At 60.8% G+C, this 18,994-nt stretch carries 16 protein-coding genes; 8 read left to right on the plus strand and 8 right to left on the minus strand.

Annotated features, from left to right (window positions below):
- Window positions 1-37: 37 nt before the first annotated feature.
- Window positions 38-1,111 carry a recombinase RecA gene (gene recA / locus BMX27_RS04935; protein ID WP_056031281.1) on the minus strand — a complete coding sequence of 358 codons (1,074 nt, stop codon included), beginning with the start codon at window positions 1,109-1,111 and terminating at the stop codon, window positions 38-40.
- A gap of 197 nt (window positions 1,112-1,308) precedes the next feature.
- Here recA and BMX27_RS04940 point away from each other — a divergent pair, with 197 nt between their 5' ends.
- Window positions 1,309-1,917, plus strand: a complete 609-nt coding sequence (locus BMX27_RS04940; RefSeq protein WP_090158799.1) for a sulfotransferase family protein — start codon at window positions 1,309-1,311, stop codon at window positions 1,915-1,917.
- Here BMX27_RS04940 and BMX27_RS04945 read toward each other — a convergent pair.
- Entirely contained in the window at window positions 1,902-2,627 is a 726-nt protein-coding gene (locus tag BMX27_RS04945) for an RlmE family RNA methyltransferase (RefSeq protein WP_056031276.1), read from the minus strand. The genes BMX27_RS04940 and BMX27_RS04945 overlap by 16 nt on opposite strands.
- A gap of 63 nt (window positions 2,628-2,690) precedes the next feature.
- Window positions 2,691-3,803 carry a Ppx/GppA phosphatase family protein gene (locus BMX27_RS04950; RefSeq protein WP_056032114.1) on the minus strand — a complete coding sequence of 371 codons (1,113 nt, stop codon included), beginning with the start codon at window positions 3,801-3,803 and terminating at the stop codon, window positions 2,691-2,693.
- A gap of 231 nt (window positions 3,804-4,034) precedes the next feature.
- On the opposite strand from BMX27_RS04950, the gene BMX27_RS04955 reads away from it, so the two are divergent.
- Genes BMX27_RS04955 through BMX27_RS04970 form a run of 4 tightly spaced genes read left to right on the plus strand, consistent with a single transcriptional unit; the run spans window position 4,035 to window position 6,648 of the window.
- On the plus strand, window positions 4,035-4,331 hold the full coding sequence (locus tag BMX27_RS04955) for a virulence factor (protein ID WP_090158800.1): 297 nt from the start codon (window positions 4,035-4,037) through the stop codon (window positions 4,329-4,331).
- On the plus strand, window positions 4,328-5,317 hold the full coding sequence (locus BMX27_RS04960; RefSeq protein WP_090158801.1) for a methylenetetrahydrofolate reductase: 990 nt from the start codon (window positions 4,328-4,330) through the stop codon (window positions 5,315-5,317). The genes BMX27_RS04955 and BMX27_RS04960 overlap by 4 nt, the downstream gene beginning before the upstream one ends.
- Window positions 5,314-6,381, plus strand: coding sequence for a methyltetrahydrofolate cobalamin methyltransferase (locus BMX27_RS04965; protein ID WP_090158802.1), 1,068 nt, complete (start codon window positions 5,314-5,316; stop codon window positions 6,379-6,381). Before BMX27_RS04960 ends, BMX27_RS04965 begins: the two co-directional genes overlap by 4 nt.
- 36 nt (window positions 6,382-6,417) lie before the next feature.
- Window positions 6,418-6,648 carry an N-(5'-phosphoribosyl)anthranilate isomerase gene (locus BMX27_RS04970; protein WP_090159189.1) on the plus strand — a complete coding sequence of 77 codons (231 nt, stop codon included), beginning with the start codon at window positions 6,418-6,420 and terminating at the stop codon, window positions 6,646-6,648.
- A 60-nt stretch (window positions 6,649-6,708) separates the two neighbouring features.
- On the opposite strand, the gene BMX27_RS04975 is transcribed toward BMX27_RS04970, so the two are convergent.
- Window positions 6,709-8,367: an alpha-glucosidase gene (locus BMX27_RS04975; RefSeq protein ID WP_177172653.1), complete on the minus strand. Its 1,659-nt coding sequence runs from the start codon at window positions 8,365-8,367 to the stop codon at window positions 6,709-6,711.
- 149 nt (window positions 8,368-8,516) lie between these two features.
- On the opposite strand from BMX27_RS04975, the gene BMX27_RS04980 reads away from it, so the two are divergent.
- Window positions 8,517-9,848: a GH1 family beta-glucosidase gene (locus BMX27_RS04980; RefSeq protein WP_090158804.1), complete on the plus strand. Its 1,332-nt coding sequence runs from the start codon at window positions 8,517-8,519 to the stop codon at window positions 9,846-9,848.
- The gene (locus tag BMX27_RS04985; RefSeq protein WP_090158805.1) at window positions 9,845-10,825 is read left to right on the plus strand and encodes a glucokinase; all 981 of its coding nucleotides are present in this window, start codon (window positions 9,845-9,847) and stop codon (window positions 10,823-10,825) included. Before BMX27_RS04980 ends, BMX27_RS04985 begins: the two co-directional genes overlap by 4 nt.
- Window positions 10,826-10,839: 14 nt before the next feature.
- On the opposite strand, the gene BMX27_RS04990 is transcribed toward BMX27_RS04985, so the two are convergent.
- From BMX27_RS04990 to guaB, 3 genes are all read right to left on the minus strand, one after another.
- Window positions 10,840-13,086: an ATP-binding protein gene (locus BMX27_RS04990; RefSeq protein ID WP_090158806.1), complete on the minus strand. Its 2,247-nt coding sequence runs from the start codon at window positions 13,084-13,086 to the stop codon at window positions 10,840-10,842.
- 173 nt (window positions 13,087-13,259) lie between these two features.
- The gene (locus BMX27_RS04995; protein ID WP_090158807.1) at window positions 13,260-14,432 is read right to left on the minus strand and encodes an RsmB/NOP family class I SAM-dependent RNA methyltransferase; all 1,173 of its coding nucleotides are present in this window, start codon (window positions 14,430-14,432) and stop codon (window positions 13,260-13,262) included.
- A gap of 7 nt (window positions 14,433-14,439) precedes the next feature.
- Window positions 14,440-15,891, minus strand: coding sequence for an IMP dehydrogenase (gene guaB / locus BMX27_RS05000; protein ID WP_090158808.1), 1,452 nt, complete (start codon window positions 15,889-15,891; stop codon window positions 14,440-14,442).
- 165 nt (window positions 15,892-16,056) lie between these two features.
- On the opposite strand from guaB, the gene BMX27_RS05005 reads away from it, so the two are divergent.
- Window positions 16,057-18,096, plus strand: a complete 2,040-nt coding sequence (locus BMX27_RS05005; RefSeq protein WP_090158809.1) for an ASKHA domain-containing protein — start codon at window positions 16,057-16,059, stop codon at window positions 18,094-18,096.
- Between the two features lie 39 nt (window positions 18,097-18,135).
- Here the strand turns inward: BMX27_RS05005 and BMX27_RS05010 are convergent, their stop codons facing one another.
- Entirely contained in the window at window positions 18,136-18,837 is a 702-nt protein-coding gene (locus tag BMX27_RS05010) for a sugar transferase (RefSeq protein WP_090158810.1), read from the minus strand.
- Window positions 18,838-18,994 lie beyond the last annotated feature (157 nt).

Genomic DNA, 18,994 nt, shown 5'->3' on the forward strand with positions numbered 1-18,994 from the left:
ATCATCCACACGTCCAGTCATGCCGTCGAAAGCAATCCTACATTTCGACCAGATCGTCGTCGTCAGACCCGCCCGAGGCACCAAAGTCGAGCCCGTGCGACGCACGGATCTTGTCCTCGATTTCCATCGCGATTGCCGGGTTTTCCTTGAGGAAGGTCTTGGAGTTTTCACGCCCCTGCCCGATGCGTTCATCGCCGTAGCTGAACCAGGCACCCGACTTCTCGACGATCCCGGCCTTGACGCCCAGATCAAGAAGCTCGCCCATCTTGGAAATGCCCTCACCATACATGATGTCGAATTCGACCTGTTTGAACGGTGGTGCAACCTTGTTTTTGACGACCTTGACGCGGGTGGCGTTACCCACGACCTCATCGCGATCCTTGAGCGCGCCAATCCGGCGGATATCCAGCCGCACCGATGCGTAGAACTTCAGAGCGTTACCACCGGTCGTCGTTTCGGGCGATCCAAACATGACACCGATTTTCATGCGGATCTGGTTGATAAAGATCACCATGCAACCAGACCGGTTGATCGATCCCGTCAGCTTGCGCATGGCCTGGCTCATCAGACGGGCGTGAACGCCCACGCTGCTGTCGCCCATGTCACCTTCGAGTTCGGATTTCGGCGTCAACGCCGCGACCGAGTCGACAACCACAAGGCTGACCGCACCCGACCGCACCAGCGTATCCACGATCTCCAGCGCCTGTTCACCCGTGTCGGGCTGCGAAATCAGCAGCTCGTCCAGATTGACGCCCAGCTTTTTCGCATATTGCGGGTCCAGCGCGTGTTCGGCGTCGACAAATGCGCAGACACCGCCCTTTTTCTGCTCTTCAGCAAGAGTGTGCAGTGTCAGCGTCGTCTTGCCGGACGATTCCGGCCCGTAGATTTCGATGATCCGCCCCTTGGGCAGACCGCCGATCCCAAGGGCGATGTCCAGACCAAGCGATCCGGTGCTGGTCGCCTCGATATCGGGCATCTGATTCTTGCCGCCCAGGGTCATGATGGACCCCTTGCCGAACTGGCGTTCGATCTGTGCCAGCGCGCTATCGAGTGCCTTTTGCTTGTCGGCGGTTTTCTTGTCAGCCATTTTGAGGAGTTCTGCCGTTGCCATGAGTTTCGTCCTTATGTCACGTACCTGAAACAGCGGCAATCACCGCTCTTTGTTCTTATTGTGTTCTCATTGACCTATATGAGACCGAAACAAGAACATTGCAATCTCTTTCTGAACAGCTTCAGATTGTGTGGATGGTGGTTAATACTTCGTGCATGGCGTAGGATTATTTTTGATCTGATCAGCGGAGGGCAGCCATGCTCGTGTTTTGGAAGCAGAATCTGGTGTTCCTCGCGGTGCCGAAAACCGGCACGACCGCCATCGAGGGCGCACTGGCCCCCAAGGCCGCGATGGTGATGCGCGACCCGCCCCAGATCAAACACGCGCCCGTCTATCGTTACCGTCGGTTTTTCAAGCCATTGTTCGTGCAAGCCGGTGGCAAGGAACCCGAGATCATGGCCGTGGTCCGCGATCCTGTTGACTGGCTGGGCAGCTGGTATCGCTACAGGTCGCGCGATGATCTGATCGGCCACCCCAACAGCACCCGCGACGTCAGTTTCGATGATTTTGTGCTGGAATATTGCAAGGGCAAGCCAGCCGATTTCGCCAATGTCGGGTCTCAGGCCAAATTCGTGCTGGACGGTGATGGCAACATGGGGATCGACCACCTGTTCCGCTACGAGGATCAGAACCTGTTGATTGCCTTTCTCGAGGCACGGCTGGACGTGACGCTCGACCTCAAGCGACTGAACGTCTCGCCCAGCAAACCCACCCCTCTCAGCCCCGCGGTCGCGGCCAGGCTGCGCGAAAAACGCAGCATCGAATTCGAGGTGTGGGACATGGCCGGGCGTCAGTCGCTGATCTGACCCTTGAACCCGGTGGCCACGACGAATTTTTCCGAACTGTCGGACCGCGACGCGGGGGGTTTGACGTTGGCGACCTTGGTGAACCGCGATTTGAGCAACTTTTGCAGGTTCCCTTCTGCGCCGCCGGCCAGCACCTTGGCCACGAAGGTGCCGCCTTCTTCCAGCACGTCAAACGCAAAATAGGCCGCCGCTTCGCACAGTGAAATGATGCGCAGGTGGTCGGTCTGTTTGTGGCCCGATGCGCTTGCCGCCATGTCGGACATCACGACGTCTGCGGAACCGCCCAGCCATGCCTTGACCTGCGCATCCGCGCCCTCATCCAGAAAATCCAGCTGATAGATCGTGGCCCCTGCCACCGGTTCGACCTCTTGCAGGTCAATTCCCAGCACGGTTCCCACGGATTTGGACGTGCGGTCGCCCAATGCATTGACCCGGCGGGCCGCGACCTGACACCAGCCGCCGGGGGCACAGCCCAGATCGACCACGCGCGCACCGGGCACGAGAAAACGGAACTTGTCGTCCAGCTCGAGGATCTTGTAGGCCGCGCGTCCGCGATACCCCTCGGCCTTGGCCTTCTTGACATAAGGGTCATTCAGCTGACGCTGTAACCAACGGGTCGACGACGTGGACCTGCCGCGTGCGGATTTGACCTTGACCGTCAGGTCCCGCTGACCCCGCCCGGATGAATTCTTTGTCGGTTTGTTCGCCATCGTCGCGTCCTACTCATTGCCGTGGGCCGGGGCCCCCGATTTTTCGCAGAAAAATCGGCCCCTTCAGTAGGGGGCGTCTTCCAGTACCCCATCTGCCGACATCTGCGCATAAAGCAACCCCTCGCGCAGTCCGCGGTCAGCAACCGACAGCCGGTCCGTCGGCCACAGCCGCATCAGGGCCTGCAGGATCGCGGCCCCCGACATGATCAGTGCCTGCCGGTCACGCCCGATGCGCGGATCATCACGCCGGCCATCGGGACCCAGTTTCAGATAGCCACGGATCACCGCGTCGATCTGGTCTGACGTCATGCGCAGGCCGTCCACCTTGGTCCGGTCATACCGTTTCAGCCCCAGATGCGAGGCAGCGACCGTCGTGACCGTGCCGCTGGTGCCGATGATCTGGAAACCGTCGCGGGCCTGTTCCGCAGCCGAAGGTGCAAAATCCGACAGGTTTTCTTCAAAGAACCAGCTCATCAGGGCGAAACGTGCAGCGTCGTCATCCACATCAGCGAATTGATCGCGCAGCGTGGCTACGCCCAGTGGCACAGAAATCCAGTCTACCACCTTGGCCGCGGCAAACGGGCCGGGATCAGCAACAAACCCTGCGTGCAGCCGCATGATCGCCCGCGGGCGTTCGCGTGCAGGGACATGGCTGATGTCGATCCAGACCAGCTCGGTCGATCCCCCGCCGATATCGACGACCAACAGCTGTTCGGTCTTGGTACTGACCAATGGCGCGCAGGATATCACGGCAAGCCGCGCTTCTTCCTCAGGCTTGATGATTTCCAGCTGCAACCCCGTTTCGCGCCGGACCTGTGCGATGAAATTGGCCCCGTTGCGTGCACGGCGACAGGCCTCTGTTGCAACCAGACGCATCCTTTTGACGCCGTGGCGTTCCAGTTTCTGGCGACAGATCCGCATGGCCTGAATCGTGCGGTTCATCGACGCACGCGACAGTTTCCCACTGCTTTCGAGGCCCTGTCCCAGCTGGACGGACTTGGAAAAGCTGTCGATCACGTGGAACTGGCTGCCCTTGGGTTGGGCAATCAGCATCCTACAGGAATTTGTTCCCAAATCCAGCGCCGCATAGAGCTGCGCAGGGTCCGGGGCATTTGGCGCGGGGGTTACGACCGCTTTGGGGAACGCGCCCGCACCATGGGGACGCATGGGCGCCATCGTCACGCCCTCCGATTTCGAGTTGCAACCAAGGTAGGCCCTGACGCCGCCCCACGCAAGCGACATGAGGTCCCTTCACCATAATCATGTGGGTTTCTGGCGTCCGCCGGTCTGGTGCGTGGGGTCGACAGTTGCGATACCCGTCGCGACAGGATGCGGTTGTGTCGAAAACAGGCCGCGGCACGACGTGCGGAATGTTAGAACGCGAATTGCGAACAGAGGATCAGGATCATGCCGGACGTCACGATTATCTATTGGCGCGATATGCCAGCACAGGTCATGGTCGGCCGTGGTCGCAAGGCCCAAAAGGTGCAATTGCCCGAACGGTTTGAACAGGCCATCGACCGGGCCGCCATGAAGTCGGGCGCTGCAGGCACCGATGACTACCTTGCCGGTATGCGCCGCGGCGACCCCTACAGCGTATCAGGTGATGATGCCGCCGTGGCACAGGCCGAGGCCGCGCGCCTCGACGCCGAATATACCGCCGACCGCCTGCGCGCATTGATCGCAACCGACGGCTGGGCATGACGCCGCCCCGCCCCCTGTCACTCCGACTAAAGGAAACCGCCGTGTCCCTCCTTCCCTTTCTCAAGCGCAAGCCTGAACCAGACCTGACGACTCCGATTCCGGCGGTGGCGGCATTGCTTGCCGACTACTCGATCGAGGTGATGCCACGCACGGCGGAGAAGATCCCCGATTTCACGCAGCTTCTGCCCGCTGGCACCCGCGTCTATATCGCCCATATCGACGGCACGCCGATCGACGACATGGTTGCGACGGCAAAACGTCTGAATGCCGAAGGCTACGCCGTGATGCCGCATTTTCCCGCCCGCATCATCAAGGACCGGGCCACGCTGGCGGACTGGATCGCTCGCTATCAGGGCGAGGCGGACGTGCGTCAGGCGCTGCTGCTGGCTGGTGGTGTTACGACCCCGCACGGCGATTTCAGCGATTCCATGCAGTTGATGGAAACGGGCCTGTTTGATCAGGCCGGTTTCACCCGCCTGCATGTTGCAGGCCACCCGGAGGGAAACCGCGATATCGACACCGATGGCACCCAGACCCAGGTGGATGCGGCATTGCGCTGGAAAAACGATTTCCAATCCCGCACGGATGCGCAGATGGCGATTGCAACGCAGTTCTGCTTTGACGCGCAGCCCATCATCGCTTGGGCTGACAGCCTCAAACAGGCCGGTATCACGCTACCGATCCACATCGGCATCGCAGGACCCGCCAAACTGCAAACGATGATCAAATTCGCTATCGCCTGCGGTGTCGGCCCTTCATTGAAGGTGCTGCAAAAGCGCGCCGCTGACGTGACCAAACTGCTGTTGCCCTATGAACCGAACGACGTGGTTTCCGCGCTTGCCGCACACAAGGCCGCGCACCCCGATTTCAACATCACCACCGTCCACTTCTTCCCGCTTGGCGGGATCAAGACCAATGCTACATGGGCCATGACCCATGGCGGCGCCTCTGCCGTGCCAGCCAACCCACAGGAAGACATCGCATGACCCGCACCGTTATCGAATCGAAAACGAAAACCGCCATCATCGGATTTGACCAGCCATTCTGCGTCATTGGCGAACGGATCAATCCCACCGGGCGCAAGATCCTCGCCGAAGAACTGGAACGCGACGATTTCAGTCGGGTCGAGGCGGATGCCATCGCGCAGGCCCTTGCCGGAGCGAACGTGCTGGACGTCAATTCGGGGGCCGTCTTTTCCAACAAGATGGCCGAGGATCCCCGCTACGCCGACAACAACTTTGTCGAGCCGATGCTGATGAAACAGCTGATCGCCTGCGTGCAGCGCGTCAGCGATCTTCCGCTATGCATCGACAGCTCTGTCCCCGGTGCGCTGGAAAACGGTCTGGCCGAGGCCGAGGGCCGCCCGCTGCTGAACTCTGTCACCGGCGAGGAAGAACGGCTGGAACTGGTGCTGCCGCTGGTCAAGAAATACAATGTGCCCGTGGTGGCGATCTCGAACGACGACACAGGAATCTCCGAGGATCCAGAGGTCCGTTTTGCCGTTGCGAAAAAGATCGTAGAGCGCGCGGCCGATTTCGGCATTCCCGCCCATGACATCGTGGTCGACCCGCTGGTCATGCCGATTGGTGCAATGTCGACGGCCGGTTTGCAGGTCTTTACGCTGGTGCGCCGCCTGCGCGAGGAACTGGGCGTCAACACGACCTGCGGCGCGTCCAACATCAGCTTTGGCTTGCCAAACCGTCACGGCATCAACAACGCATTCCTGCCCATGGCAATCGCATCGGGCATGACCAGCGCGATCATGAACCCGGTCGCCCTGCCCGTCGGACCCAAGAAATTGCAGGAAAAACTGGACGCGCTCGCCGCAGCAGGCATCATCGTGCCCGCCGATATCGACCCTGAACTGCTGGCCAACCTGACCGGCCTTGGGTCCACGAAACCGCGCGCCGGATCGGAAATGGAGGCGATCCGCGCGGCCAATTTCCTGACCGACAACGACCCTTCGGGCGGTGAATGGATCCGGTTCAATCGCGCGCCCGTCAAAGAGGGCGAGGGGCGCGCACGCACCGGACGTCGTCGCCGCAATTAACGCGGGCTTTACCGCTTGGGGTTCAAGATGCGGGTCATGACAGAAATGACTCGCATCACCGCACCCGACGCCTGGATTGATCAGGTTTTTGCCGCAAAATCAGTCCGGACCGGCGGCGTGATCCGTCGTCGCATCGACTGGGTCGACCGGGAAATCGGCCGCGCCCGTTTCGAAGAAGAGGTCCGCAAACGCGGGTTTCACCTGATCGAAACCGGGTGGCATCTGGTCATCATATGCCACCCGGGCGCTGTTCGTCTGTTGTTCTGACGCCCCAAATTTTCGCGAAAATTTGGAACGTCCCGATTTTTCGCGAAAAATCGGCGGGCTCTAGCGGCCCGACTTGTCCAGTGCCATGCAGACTTGCCACGGTCCGAGGTGCAGTTTGCCGTCATCGGACACATTGGCGCTTCCCAGTTCCGATCCGATGGTGCGCCAGTCGCCCTTTGGCATGTCAAACACGCTTTGCTGATCGGAAATGTTGAATACGCAGAAAATCGTCTGATCGCCGTCGGTCCGCGTGAAATAGACCACGTTGCCTGACGATTTCAGCCCGTCATGCGTCCCGACCCGCAGCGCGCGGTTGTGATGCCGGAACGAAATGGCACGTCGATAATGGTGCAAGATCGCCCCGGGATCGCGTTCCTGCCCGGCCACGGCCAGATTGCGGTGCTCGGACGCCACCGGCAACCACGTCACCGGCTTGGACGAAAAACCTGCATTATGTTCGGCGTCATCCCAGACCATCGGGGTACGGCATCCGTCGCGGCCCTTGAATTCCGGCCAGAATTCGATGCCGTAGGGGTCCTGCAACTCTTCGTACGCGACGTCGGCCTCGGGCAGGCCCAGCTCTTCGCCCTGGTAGATGCAGACTGATCCGCGCAAGCACATGATCATGGTCACGAACATCCTCTGGGCGGCAGGCGACAGGTTCCAGCGTGTAGCGTGGCGCACAACATCGTGGTTTGAAAACGCCCAGCAGGCCCAACCGTCGGATGCGACCTTGTCGACCTGCTTCATTACCTCGACCACACGCTGCGCCGTCGGCTGATCGGCCGCCAGAAATTCGAACGCATAGCACATCTGCATCAGGTCATCGCCGCGGGTGTATTCACCCATGATTTCCAGACCGCGCTGCGCGTCGCCCACCTCGCCCACGGCGGCAGCGCCAAAGGGCTGCATGACCGCGCGCAACTTGCGCAAGAAGTCGAGGTTTTCGGGCCTGTTCTTGTCGTAGAGGTGTTCCTGATGGTTGTAGGGGTTCACCGCCGGCGCGATCGTGGCGTTGCGCTTTTCCTTGGGCAGGGGCGGATTGTCGCGCAGTTCGGCGTCATGGGTGTAAAAGTTGATCGTATCCAGGCGGAAACCATCCACCCCGCGGTGCAGCCAGAATTGCGCCACATCCAGCAGGGCAGTCTGCACATCTGGATTGTGAAAATTCAGGTCGGGCTGACTGGTCAGGAAATTGTGCAGGTAATACTGTTCGCGCCGCGACGACCACTGCCACGCGCTGCCGCCAAAGATCGACAGCCAATTGTTCGGTGCTGTGCCGTCTGGCTTGGGGTCCGACCAGACATACCAGTCGGATTTCTCGTTGCTGCGGTCGGATGCGCTTTGCTTGAACCAGGGGTGCTGGTCGGACGTATGGCTGAGCACAAGGTCGATCATCACGCGAATGCCGAAGCGGTGCGCCGTTTCGACCACCGCATCGAAATCGGCGATGCTGCCGAACATCGGGTCCACGTCGCAATAATCGCTGACGTCGTAGCCGAAATCCTTCATCGGTGAGGTAAAGAAAGGCGAAATCCAGATCGCATCGACACCCAGTGACGCGATGTAGGGGATCCGGTTCACGATCCCCAGCAGATCACCGATACCGTCGCCGTTGCTGTCCTGAAAACTGCGCGGATAAATCTGGTAGATGACCGCACCGCGCCACCAATCGGGGTTTGCTGCGTTGTCCATACGTGGTGCATTGTCGGCGGTCATGTCTGACGGTCCCCCGGTTTCTGGTAGCGATAACGTTGCACACCGACTAGCGTCGGACCGTGCAATTGGCAACGCCCCGCAGGTCTTGTGGCTTGCCATCGGCTGTGTGATGCCGCTTGATCTGAACAACCCAATGACCGGAGGCCCCGATGAAACTGACCCGCCAGGATTTCCCGCAAGATTTCGTATTCGGGGCTGCAACCGCGGCCTATCAGATCGAGGGCCACAGCTTTGGCGGGGCGGGATCCACGCACTGGGACACATTTTCGGCCACTCCAGGGAATGTCGTGGGCTGTGAAAACGGTGCCATCGCTTGCGACCATTATCACCGGATGGATGCTGACCTGGACCTGCTGCGCGATGCCGGCATGGACGCCTATCGATTCTCGACCAGCTGGGCGCGGGTCCTGCCCGAGGGACGCGGCACGCCCAATCAGGAGGGGCTGGATTTCTACGACCGCCTGGTCGACGGCTGCCTCGCGCGTGGGCTCAAGCCATTTCAGACCCTCTACCATTGGGAAATGCCGTCCGCGCTGGCCGATCTGGGCGGCTGGACCAACCCGGATGTGGCCGACTGGATGGCCGATTACGCCGAAGTCATCACGCGCCGGATCGGTGATCGCGTCCATTCCATCGCCACCCTGAACGAACCCTGGTGTGTCAGCTATCTGTCGCATTTTCTGGGTCACCACGCGCCGGGTCAGCGCGATATTCGCGCAACCGCCCGCGCCATGCATCACGTAAACCTCGCCCACGGACGCACCATGACCCGGCTGCGCGATCTGGGACAGGACAACTGCGGCATCGTCCTGAACTTCGAGGCAACCGAACCCGCAAGCGACAGCGCAGCCGATCGCGCCGCTGCCGCAACGCAGGATGCAACACATAATCGTTGGTTCATCGAGGCGATCACGCGCGGCAGCTATCCCCAAGAGGCGCTCGCAGGACTTGAGCCGCACATGCCACAGGGTTGGCAGGACCACATGCGCGAAATCAGCCAGCCAATCGATTTTCTGGGCGTCAATTACTATACGCGCGGATTGATCGGCGCGGCCGAGGATGGCGCGCCCTGGCCCGGCACCCGCCAGATCGCCGGACCGCTGCCAAAGACGCAGATGGATTGGGAAATCTATCCCGAGGGGCTGCACCGCACCTTGACCCGCATGACGCGTGATTACGTGGGTAATCTGCCGATTTTCGTCACCGAAAACGGCATGGCCTGGCCCGAGGAGCCAGACCATGCGGATGACGCGCGGACCGATTTCATCGATCGGCACCTGCAGGCCATGCACGGGGCGGTGAATGACGGGGTGAATCTTCAGGGTTTCTTTTACTGGTCGTTGCTGGACAACTACGAATGGGCCTTTGGCTACGAAAAACGGTTCGGGTTGGTCCATGTCGATTTCGATACGCTGGACCGCACGCCGAAATCATCCTACCACGCGCTGAAATCCGCGATCGCACGGCAGGACCACTCATGAGCAAACGACAGGCCAACAGTTACAACCTTGTCGCCGATATCGGCGGGACCAACACGCGCATTGCGCTTGCCCAAGGGGCGGATGTGCTGCCCGCGACCGTTCGGCGCTATCGCAATGTCGACTTTACCGGCCTCGAAAGCGTGATCCGCCGCTACTGCGAGGACGAGGGCGACGTGGATGCCTATGCCGCCTGCGTCGCTGTCGCGGGGCCCGTGCGTGACGGACGTGCGGCCATGACCAATCTGGATTGGACAATCGATACCGAAACGCTGGCCCGCGCCAGCCGGTCGGAAAAGGTCGCCATCCTGAACGATCTGCAGGCACAGGGTCATGCGCTTGGGCATATCGCCGACGAAAATCTGCGTCAGGTCCTGACCGGTGCCGAGGCAGGTGCCAAGGCAACCAAACTGGTGATCGGCGTCGGAACAGGTTTCAACGCAGCCCCGGTCTTCGAAACGGACCAGGGCCGCATCGTCACAGCATCCGAGAGCGGCCACGCCAACCTGCCGATCCGCACCGAACAAGAGCTGCGCCTGTGTCAGTTCGTGTCCAACGCACATGGCTTTCCCGCGGTCGAAGACGTTTTGTCGGGCCGTGGGCTGGAACGGGTCTATGCCTTTCTCGGGCAAGAAGCGGATGATCGCAAAGAGATCCTCGCTCAAGAAATCATGACCGCCTTGGCCGACGGCAGTGATCCACGGGCCGAAGCCGCCGCCAGGATTTTCGTGCGCATTCTGGGGACCGTTGCCGGGAACCTGTCACTGATCCAGCTTCCGTTCGGCGGAGTCTACCTCGCAGGGGGCGTTGCGCGGGCCTTTGGACCCTATCTGGCACAATACGGATTCGGAGATGCGTTCCGCGACAAGGGACGATTTGCCGGTTTCATGTCGAATTTCTCGGTCACGATCATCGAAGACGATTATGCCGCGCTGACCGGTTGCGCCTGCCAACTTATGACGCTCGAACGTCAAGGCTAGGGTACAGGGCTGCATCAATGCAGCAACTGGGCCTGTACGGTTTCGGTCAGCGCGTTCAACGAAAACGGTTTCGGCAGGAAAACCGCGTTTGCGATCCGGTCGTTGTCGGCGTTGAACGCATCCTCGGCGTAGCCTGACACAAAAATGACCTTGGTATCAGGCCGCGCGACACGCGCCTGTTTTACCCAGGTAGGACCGTCCAATCCGGGCATGATGACATCTGACAGGAACAGATCCACCTTGAGGTCCGGATCGGACAACAGGTCCAGTGCAGCCTCTGCACAATCGGCCTCGATCACCGTATAGCCGCGAAGCCGCAAGGCCCGCGAGGCAAATGCCCTGACCGGTGCCTCGTCCTCGACCAACAGGACCACGCCGCTGCCTTGGGTGATGATCTGGTCGCCCCCCTTGTTGGGCGGGCGGCGCGTGTCGGCCACGGGACGGGTCTGGCTGGGGAACAGCATTTCAAATTCGGTGCCGCTGCCCACCTCACTGTGGGCAAATATGAAACCGCCGGTCTGCTTCACGATGCCGTAGGCCGTCGACAACCCAAGCCCTGTCCCCTCGCCCGTGCGTTTGGTCGTATAAAATGGCTCGAACACCTTGGGCAGGCGTTCGGGCACGATGCCACAGCCTTCGTCGATAACGCGGACCACCACATAAGCCCCTGGCGGGACGGAAACGTTGCCCCGCACCAATGGGACATCCAGCTGTCTGTTTTCCGTGACGATGCGGATTTCCCCGCCCTGCGGCATCGCATCGCGCGCGTTGACCACAAGGTTCATCATGACCTGTTCCAGCTGCCGCTTGTCCGCCTTGATCGCTGCCAGATCAGGATCGTGTTCCAGAATGAGGCTTACCCTTTCGCCAACCAGACGGTTCAGCAAATGGGTCAAATCTGACAGGGTATCACGCAGGTCGATCCGTTCAGGCTGAAGGTTCTGTTTGCGGGAAAACGCCAAGAGCTGGCCCACAAGGCTGGCTGCACGATTCGCGTTCTGATGGATTTGAATGAGATCGCCGTAATCATGGTCACCCGCATCATGGCGCAACAGCAAGAGGTCGCAATGTCCCGATATGGCCGTCAGCAAGTTGTTGAAATCATGCGCGACGCCACCGGCTAGCTGACCAATGGCCTGCATTTTCTGACTTTGCACGAATTGCGCTTCGAGGGTTTTGAGTTCGGTCACGTCATTGAGCACGGCAATCAGATGCCGACCTTCGGGACCGTCGGCGATATTGAGGGTCACCTGCACAAAGGTTTCCTGATTTTCACCGCGCCCCCGCAGGAATTGTGACACGTGCCCGCCCTGCCCGGCGATCGCCTCCTTGATCCAGTCCGAAATCGGTCGACCCAGCCCGTCCAGCACATCCTGTACCCGGCGTTCGTCGTTGTTTTCGAACCCCAAGAGCACGCGGGCCTGACGGTTGGATGCCGTGATCATGCCGTCGCGGCAAATCTTGAGGAGTGGCACCGGCAAGTCTTCGATTTCGTCCCATCCGGCAGACAGACCCACCGTGCCGGTTGGGCCCGTCGCGTCGCGCGCCGTCGGCAACAGATAGATTTCGCGGCGTTGCGCGGTCCTGTCAACAACACCCGCGATGAACGTCTGCGGACCGGAGGTGGTTCTGACCTCGCAGGTGCGACCGCTGACAGGCGGCGTCGCACCAAAGATTTCCGAGAGCGATTTTGGCCTGTTTCCCAAAAGCTTGCGGAACACTTCATTCATGTAGAGAACCGCATCCGACGGGCCGGCTGTCAGCATCGGCAATGTCAGCATATCGGCGGCGCGGCCCAGGGATTGACTGTTGCGCCCCTGATCGTTCAACCGCCACATCCCCAGATCAGGTTCGATCATCATGTGCGTCAGCCGGTATTGACCGGTCCGCGTCGCGACGTCCTGGGTGGCGGCACCGTATGCCGTCGCCTGTTCACGCATTTGCGCCAGCAGCAGATCAGGTGTCGCAACAATCTGCCCGATCGCAGAGCCCAGATGGCCGTCCGAAATATCCCCGAACCGCGTGATGGCGGCGGGATTGCGATACAGGATGTCCCCGTTCGCGCTGGTCAAAAAGGCGATATCACCATCATAGAGCAACATGGTCTGTATCACGCGGCGCAACGGGCTGATTTCCGCGATATCGTCCCGAACAATGCGTGACCCGCGCCGATATGTCAGAAACGCCATGAACATCAATACGATGCCGGCAAAAACCGCCGTCAAACGAAAGACGTGATCCCCGGCGAACAGGCCAAACATGCCGCATGCCGCTGCAAGCGCAGATAGCAGCCATATCGCCCGCGACTGCCGCGTTTGCGGGGCTGGGAAACTAAAGATGGTTCGACGCAAATTCCCTCCCGTACGCGCTTTGACTTCAACGACGACCCTAGGGAGGAAACGGTAAACAGGGCGTTAAAATCGATCAATTCATCTCAGGGTTGAATTTTGAGGAGTGTGGTCAGAAAGAAACCGTCATGTTCTGCGCGCGGCACCAACTTCAGCGTCTCTTGCCGTTGGAAATCGCCGTGTTTCGCGAGGAATGCATCGACGACCGCGTCGTTTTCCGAATTCAGCACCGAACAGGTCGCGTAGGCCAACGTGCCGCCCTGTGCGACAAGTGGTTTCGCGTTTTCCAAAACCTCGGCCTGCATGACGCTGAACCGGTCCAGATCCTGCGGTGTTAGCCGCCATTTCGCATCCGGCGTCCGCCGCCAGGTGCCGCTGCCAGAACAGGGCGCATCACAAAGCACCAGATCATAGGGCGAATGGCGCATCAGGTCCGACGGTCGAAGCGTTGTGATCTGCACCCCCGCCCGCTGCGCACGCGGGCCAATATCCGCCATCCGTGCCTGATCGATGTCATGCGCATATACGGCCGCATCGGTTTGATCTGCCAGCGCGAGAGCCTTGCCACCGCCGCCTGCGCAATAGTCCAGCACCCGGCGACCTGCCACGGACCGCAGCTGCGCCATCGCGATCTGCGATGCTGTATCCTGCACCTCGACAAGGCCCGAGGCATAGGCAGATGAACCCGCAATCTTGCGTTCGTTTTCAATGACTTCTATTGCGGTCTTCACCTGATCCACAGGTTTGGACACAATACCGCCGCGTGCCAATGCGGCGACCGCCTCATCCCGCGTGCCGCGTGACAGATTGACCCGCAAATAGACCGATGCACGATGGCGCATCAGCTGTGCTGTGGCCATCGCCGCCTGACCCAGAGACTCTTGCCACAGCGGCCAAAGCCAATCAGGCAGATCCGCCGATACGGCATCCGAGTGTGGCAGGGGCGCCGAACCGACCTCATCCAGAGAGAGTGCCGCAGGACCGTAGCCGCCTGCCCCGAACACGGTGTCCACGGGGATGCCATCGCGGCGCAACAGCCCCAGGATTGCCGCGCGGGCCGTCGTATCGCCACCGGCCGCGCAGAGCGACCGCCTGGCCCGCAGCACATCGTAAACGTGGTCACGAATGGCGGCCCGGTCCTTGGACCCTGCAAAGCGGTTCTTGCGTGCCCAGGTGGTCAAGGTCCGCTCTGCGGGTGCACCCGCGAAAACGTCGTCCAGAACCTCTATCGCGGCGGCAAAGCGGGCGGCAGGTGTCACAGCCCCCTCAGGACCCGATGCGATAGTTGGGTGATTCCCGCGTGATCTGCACGTCATGGACGTGGCTTTCACGCAGGCCGGCACCCGTAATCTTGACGAATTGCGCGTTCTTGCGCATTTCGGCGACGGTCGCGTTGCCGGTATAGCCCATCGCGGCCCGCAAACCACCGACAAGCTGATGGACCACCGCGCTGGCGGATCCCTTGTAGGGCACCTGACCTTCGATGCCTTCGGGGACCAGCTTGTCGCTCGCCGCGTCCTTTTGGAAATAGCGATCGGCAGACCCGCGCGCCATCGCGCCAAGCGACCCCATACCACGGTAGGATTTGAAAGACCGCCCCTGATACAGGATGACCTCTCCGGGGGATTCGTCGGTGCCTGCGATCATTGATCCGACCATCGCGCAGGACGCCCCTGCGGCAATCGCCTTGGCAAAGTCGCCCGAAAATTTGATCCCGCCGTCGGCGATGACGGGCACGTCGCCCGCCGCCCCAGCGCAATCCATGACGGCCGTCAATTGCGGCACGCCGACACCCGCGACCATGCGCGTGGTGCAGATCGAACCCGGACCGATGCCCACCTTGACCGCATCGGCACCGGCACCGATCAGCGCGCGGGTCGCCTCGGCGGTGGCGACATTTCCAGCCACAACCTGCACCTGGTTCGACAGCGCCTTGATCCGCTCGACCGCCTTGGACACACCTTCGGAATGGCCGTGTGCCGTATCCACAACGATCAGGTCGACGCCCGCATCGATCAGCGCAGCAGACCGTTCAAAACCAGAATCCCCGACCCCCGTCGCAGCACCCACACGCAAACGTCCCAGATCATCCTTGCAGGCCGAGGGGTTCAGCACCGCCTGTTCGCTGTCCTTCAGGGTCAACAGGCCCGTCAGCTTGCCCTTTGCGTCCGTGATCAGCAGTTTTTCGATGCGGCGGGCCTGCATCAGCGACCGTGCCTCGTCCAGATCGGCGGGCTCTTGCAGCATGGCCAGATCATCAGAGGTCATCATCACGCTCACCGGCGTGCTGTCATCGCTCGCAAATCGCATGTCGCGGTTTGTGACGATCCCGACGACCAGACCGTTTTCGTTGACCACCGGAAATCCCGTGACGCGGTAGCGTTCCATCAGCGCCTTGGCGTCGGCCAGCGTCTGGTCGGGGCGCAATGTGACCGGGTTGTAGACCGTCCCCGATACGAACCGCTTGACCTGTCGGATTTCGCGGGCCTGCGCCTCGATATCCAGGTTCTTGTGTACGATCCCCATGCCGCCCGATTGGGCCATCGCGATCGCCATGCGGCCTTCTGTCACGGTGTCCATTGCGGACGACAAAAGCGGGATGTTCAGGCTGATCGACTGGGTGACGTAGGTGCGGGTGTCTGCTGTCGAAGGCAGTACGGATGATGCTGCCGGAACCAGCAGAACATCATCAAAAGTCAGTGCCTCGCGAATCTCCATCACGGTCTCTCCTGATAGGGTCGTTTGGCGGTGCCGTATTGCACGAAAGCCACCGGGGCAAAAGGTCAAAAGAATGACGCTTACGACGCTGTGCCGTCGCGCCGCGCCCTTTTCCCTCGGCGCAAAATGGCTAGTGTGCGCGCAACACAGCAAAGGCATCCGGACATGACCACCGATCCACTTGTTATTTTCACACCCTCGGGCAAGCGCGGACGGTTTCCCGTGGGGACCCCCGTTCTGACCGCGGCCCGACAGTTGGGTGTCGATCTTGACAGCGTCTGCGGCGGACGCGGCATCTGTTCTAAATGCCAGGTCGCACCATCTTACGGCGAATTTTCCAAACATGGTGTCACCGTACGCGAGGGCGCGCTGTCGGACTGGAACAGCGTGGAACAGCGATACGACGACATCCGCGGCCTAAAAGACGGTCGCCGTCTGGGCTGTCAGGCTACCGTCCAGGGCGACATCGTGATCGACGTTCCACCAGAGAGCCAGGTTCACCGCCAGGTCGTCCGCAAGGCCGCCGCCGTGCGCGACATCGTCATGGACCCCGCAACCAAGCTCTTGTTCGTCAAGGTGCAGGAACCGGACATGCACGAACCCTCCGGCGATCTCGAGAGGCTGGCAGCGGCCTTGCGCGATGAATGGGGGATTACGGATGTACATGCCCCCCTGCCCGTACTGACCAAGCTGCAAAAGGTTCTGCGCAAGGGTAACTGGGAAGTCACGGTCGCCCTGCATCGCGGATCGCTGGACGGTCGTCATCAGGTCATCGACGTCTATCCCGGTTTCCACGAAGGTCGGATCTATGGTCTTGCCATCGATCTTGGGTCCACCACCATCGCGGCCCACCTGTGCGACCTGCGCAACGGTCAGGTCGCCGCCAGTGCGGGCGTGATGAACCCGCAGATCCGCTTTGGCGAGGATCTCATGAGCCGCGTGAGCTATGCGATGATGAATCCGGGCGGAGAGGTCGAAATGACGGCCGCCGTGCGCGCCGCCATCAATGACCTGACCGTGGATATCGCGGCAGAGGCCGGCATTACCCCCGACCAGATCATGGAGGCCGTGTTCGTCTGTAACCCGGTGATGCACCACCTGCTGATCGGGGTGGACCCCGTGGAATTGGGCCAGGCCCCGTTTGCACTGGCTACATCAGATGCAATGGGTCTGCCCGCCCGCGAATTGGACCTAAACCGGATGAACGATGCAGCACAGGTGTTCATCCTGCCATGTATCGCCGGTCACGTCGGTGCAGATGCGGCCGCCGTCGCGCTGTCAGAGGAACCGGGCAAATCCGACGACCTCGTGCTGATCGTCGACGTGGGCACCAACGCGGAAATCCTGCTGGGCGACAAAAGCCGCGTTCTGGCCTGTTCGTCCCCCACAGGCCCCGCATTTGAGGGCGCACAGATCAGTTCCGGTCAGCGCGCCGCCCCCGGTGCCATCGAGCGCGTTGAAATCGACCCTGCGACCAAGGAACCCCGGTTCAAGATCATCGGAAGCGACAGCTGGTCCGATGACCCCGATTTCGGCACACCGCAGATCACCGGCATCTGCGGTTCCGGCATCATCGAGGCCGTCGCCGAAATGCGCATGGCCGGCCTGCTGGACGACAAGGGTCTGATCGGCTCGCCCGACCAGACCGGCACGTCACGCTGTATCGTCGCCGGGCGCACGCATTCCTATGTCCTGCACGACGGCACCGCCGACGGTGGACCGCTGATTGCCGTGACACAGGGCGATATCCGCGCGATCCAACTGGCAAAATCGGCGCTTTATGCCGGGGCGCGGCTGCTTATGGATGAGATGGGCGTCGATCATGTCGACCGCATCACGCTGGCGGGCGCCTTTGGCGCGCATATCAGCCCGAAACACGCGATGGTGCTGGGGATGATCCCCGATGCGCCGCTGGCGAATGTGCGTAGTGCGGGCAACGCTGCGGGCACAGGCGCACGTATTGCACTGTGTTCCGTGACCGCACGCCGCGATATTGCGGCAATCGTACGTCAGATCACCAAGGTCGAAACCGCCATCGCGCCGAAATTTCAGGAACATTTTGTCAACGCAAACGCCATTCCGCACGCCACCGATCCCTTCCCGCACCTGGCCAGCGTGACCACGCTGCCATCCGTCAGTTTCAACCTCGGGGGTGGCGGAAGTGTCGATGATCAAGGCCGCAGACGCAGGCGGGCCCGCAAATAGCTGGATATTGACCCGCGCCAGACCCTTGTCTGGCCGGGTTCAGCTGCCCTTGCCCGTAAACACGGTGACGATAGTGCGCCATGTGATCCACAGGTCCAGCGCGATCGACCGGTCCCGGATGTAGGCCAGGTCAGCCGCAACCTTGCGATCCAAGCCTTCGCGCCCGTCGACATAGCCGACTTCGGTCTGGGCAAGGCCGGTGATGCCAGGTTTGACAGAGTGGCGTGCACGGTATCCCGGTACGGTGTCGACATAGATGCAGGCATGGTCGATAAAATCGGGGCGCGGGCCAATCAGGCTCATGTTGCCGATCAGCACGTTCCAGACCTGCGGCAACTCGTCCACACGACATTTGCGCAACAGGCGACCCAATGGCGTGATCCGCGACACCTCAAGATCGTCAAACGCGCCGCGCCGGATATTTTCGGCACAAAGCATGGACCGGAATTTGTAGGCGCGAAACGGGACACATCCCTGCCCCATGCGGTCCTGCACGTAAAACAGGGGACCCGGATTATAGAAGCGGTTGATGATTAACAGCGCTACGGCTGCCAAAACCAAGGGCACCAAAAGGACGGATGATATTACAATATCAAAGCACCGCTTGAAGATGATAAATCCGAGCTTAGGGGACACAGGTTTCGTCTCTGAAGCGGCATCTTGTTCATACCGCAAAGACGTAAATTGTCTGATTTCAACCAAAACTGCCCCCGAAACTTCGACTATCCATGCCAGCACCATCGGCACGAGACACGGATTGTGACGGCCGTGAAATCACCGCCCTAGAACTCAAGCAAAACCATTACGCAAACAGGACTTAACACGCGCCGCATTACAGGCGTGTGACATGCTGGTTCCGCGCGTAATGCCGTATCGGGCAGCGTGAACCGGAACCAGC

Source organism: Loktanella sp. DSM 29012 (assembly GCF_900110705.1).
In the GTDB taxonomy this organism is placed as follows: domain Bacteria; phylum Pseudomonadota; class Alphaproteobacteria; order Rhodobacterales; family Rhodobacteraceae; genus Loktanella; species Loktanella gaetbuli.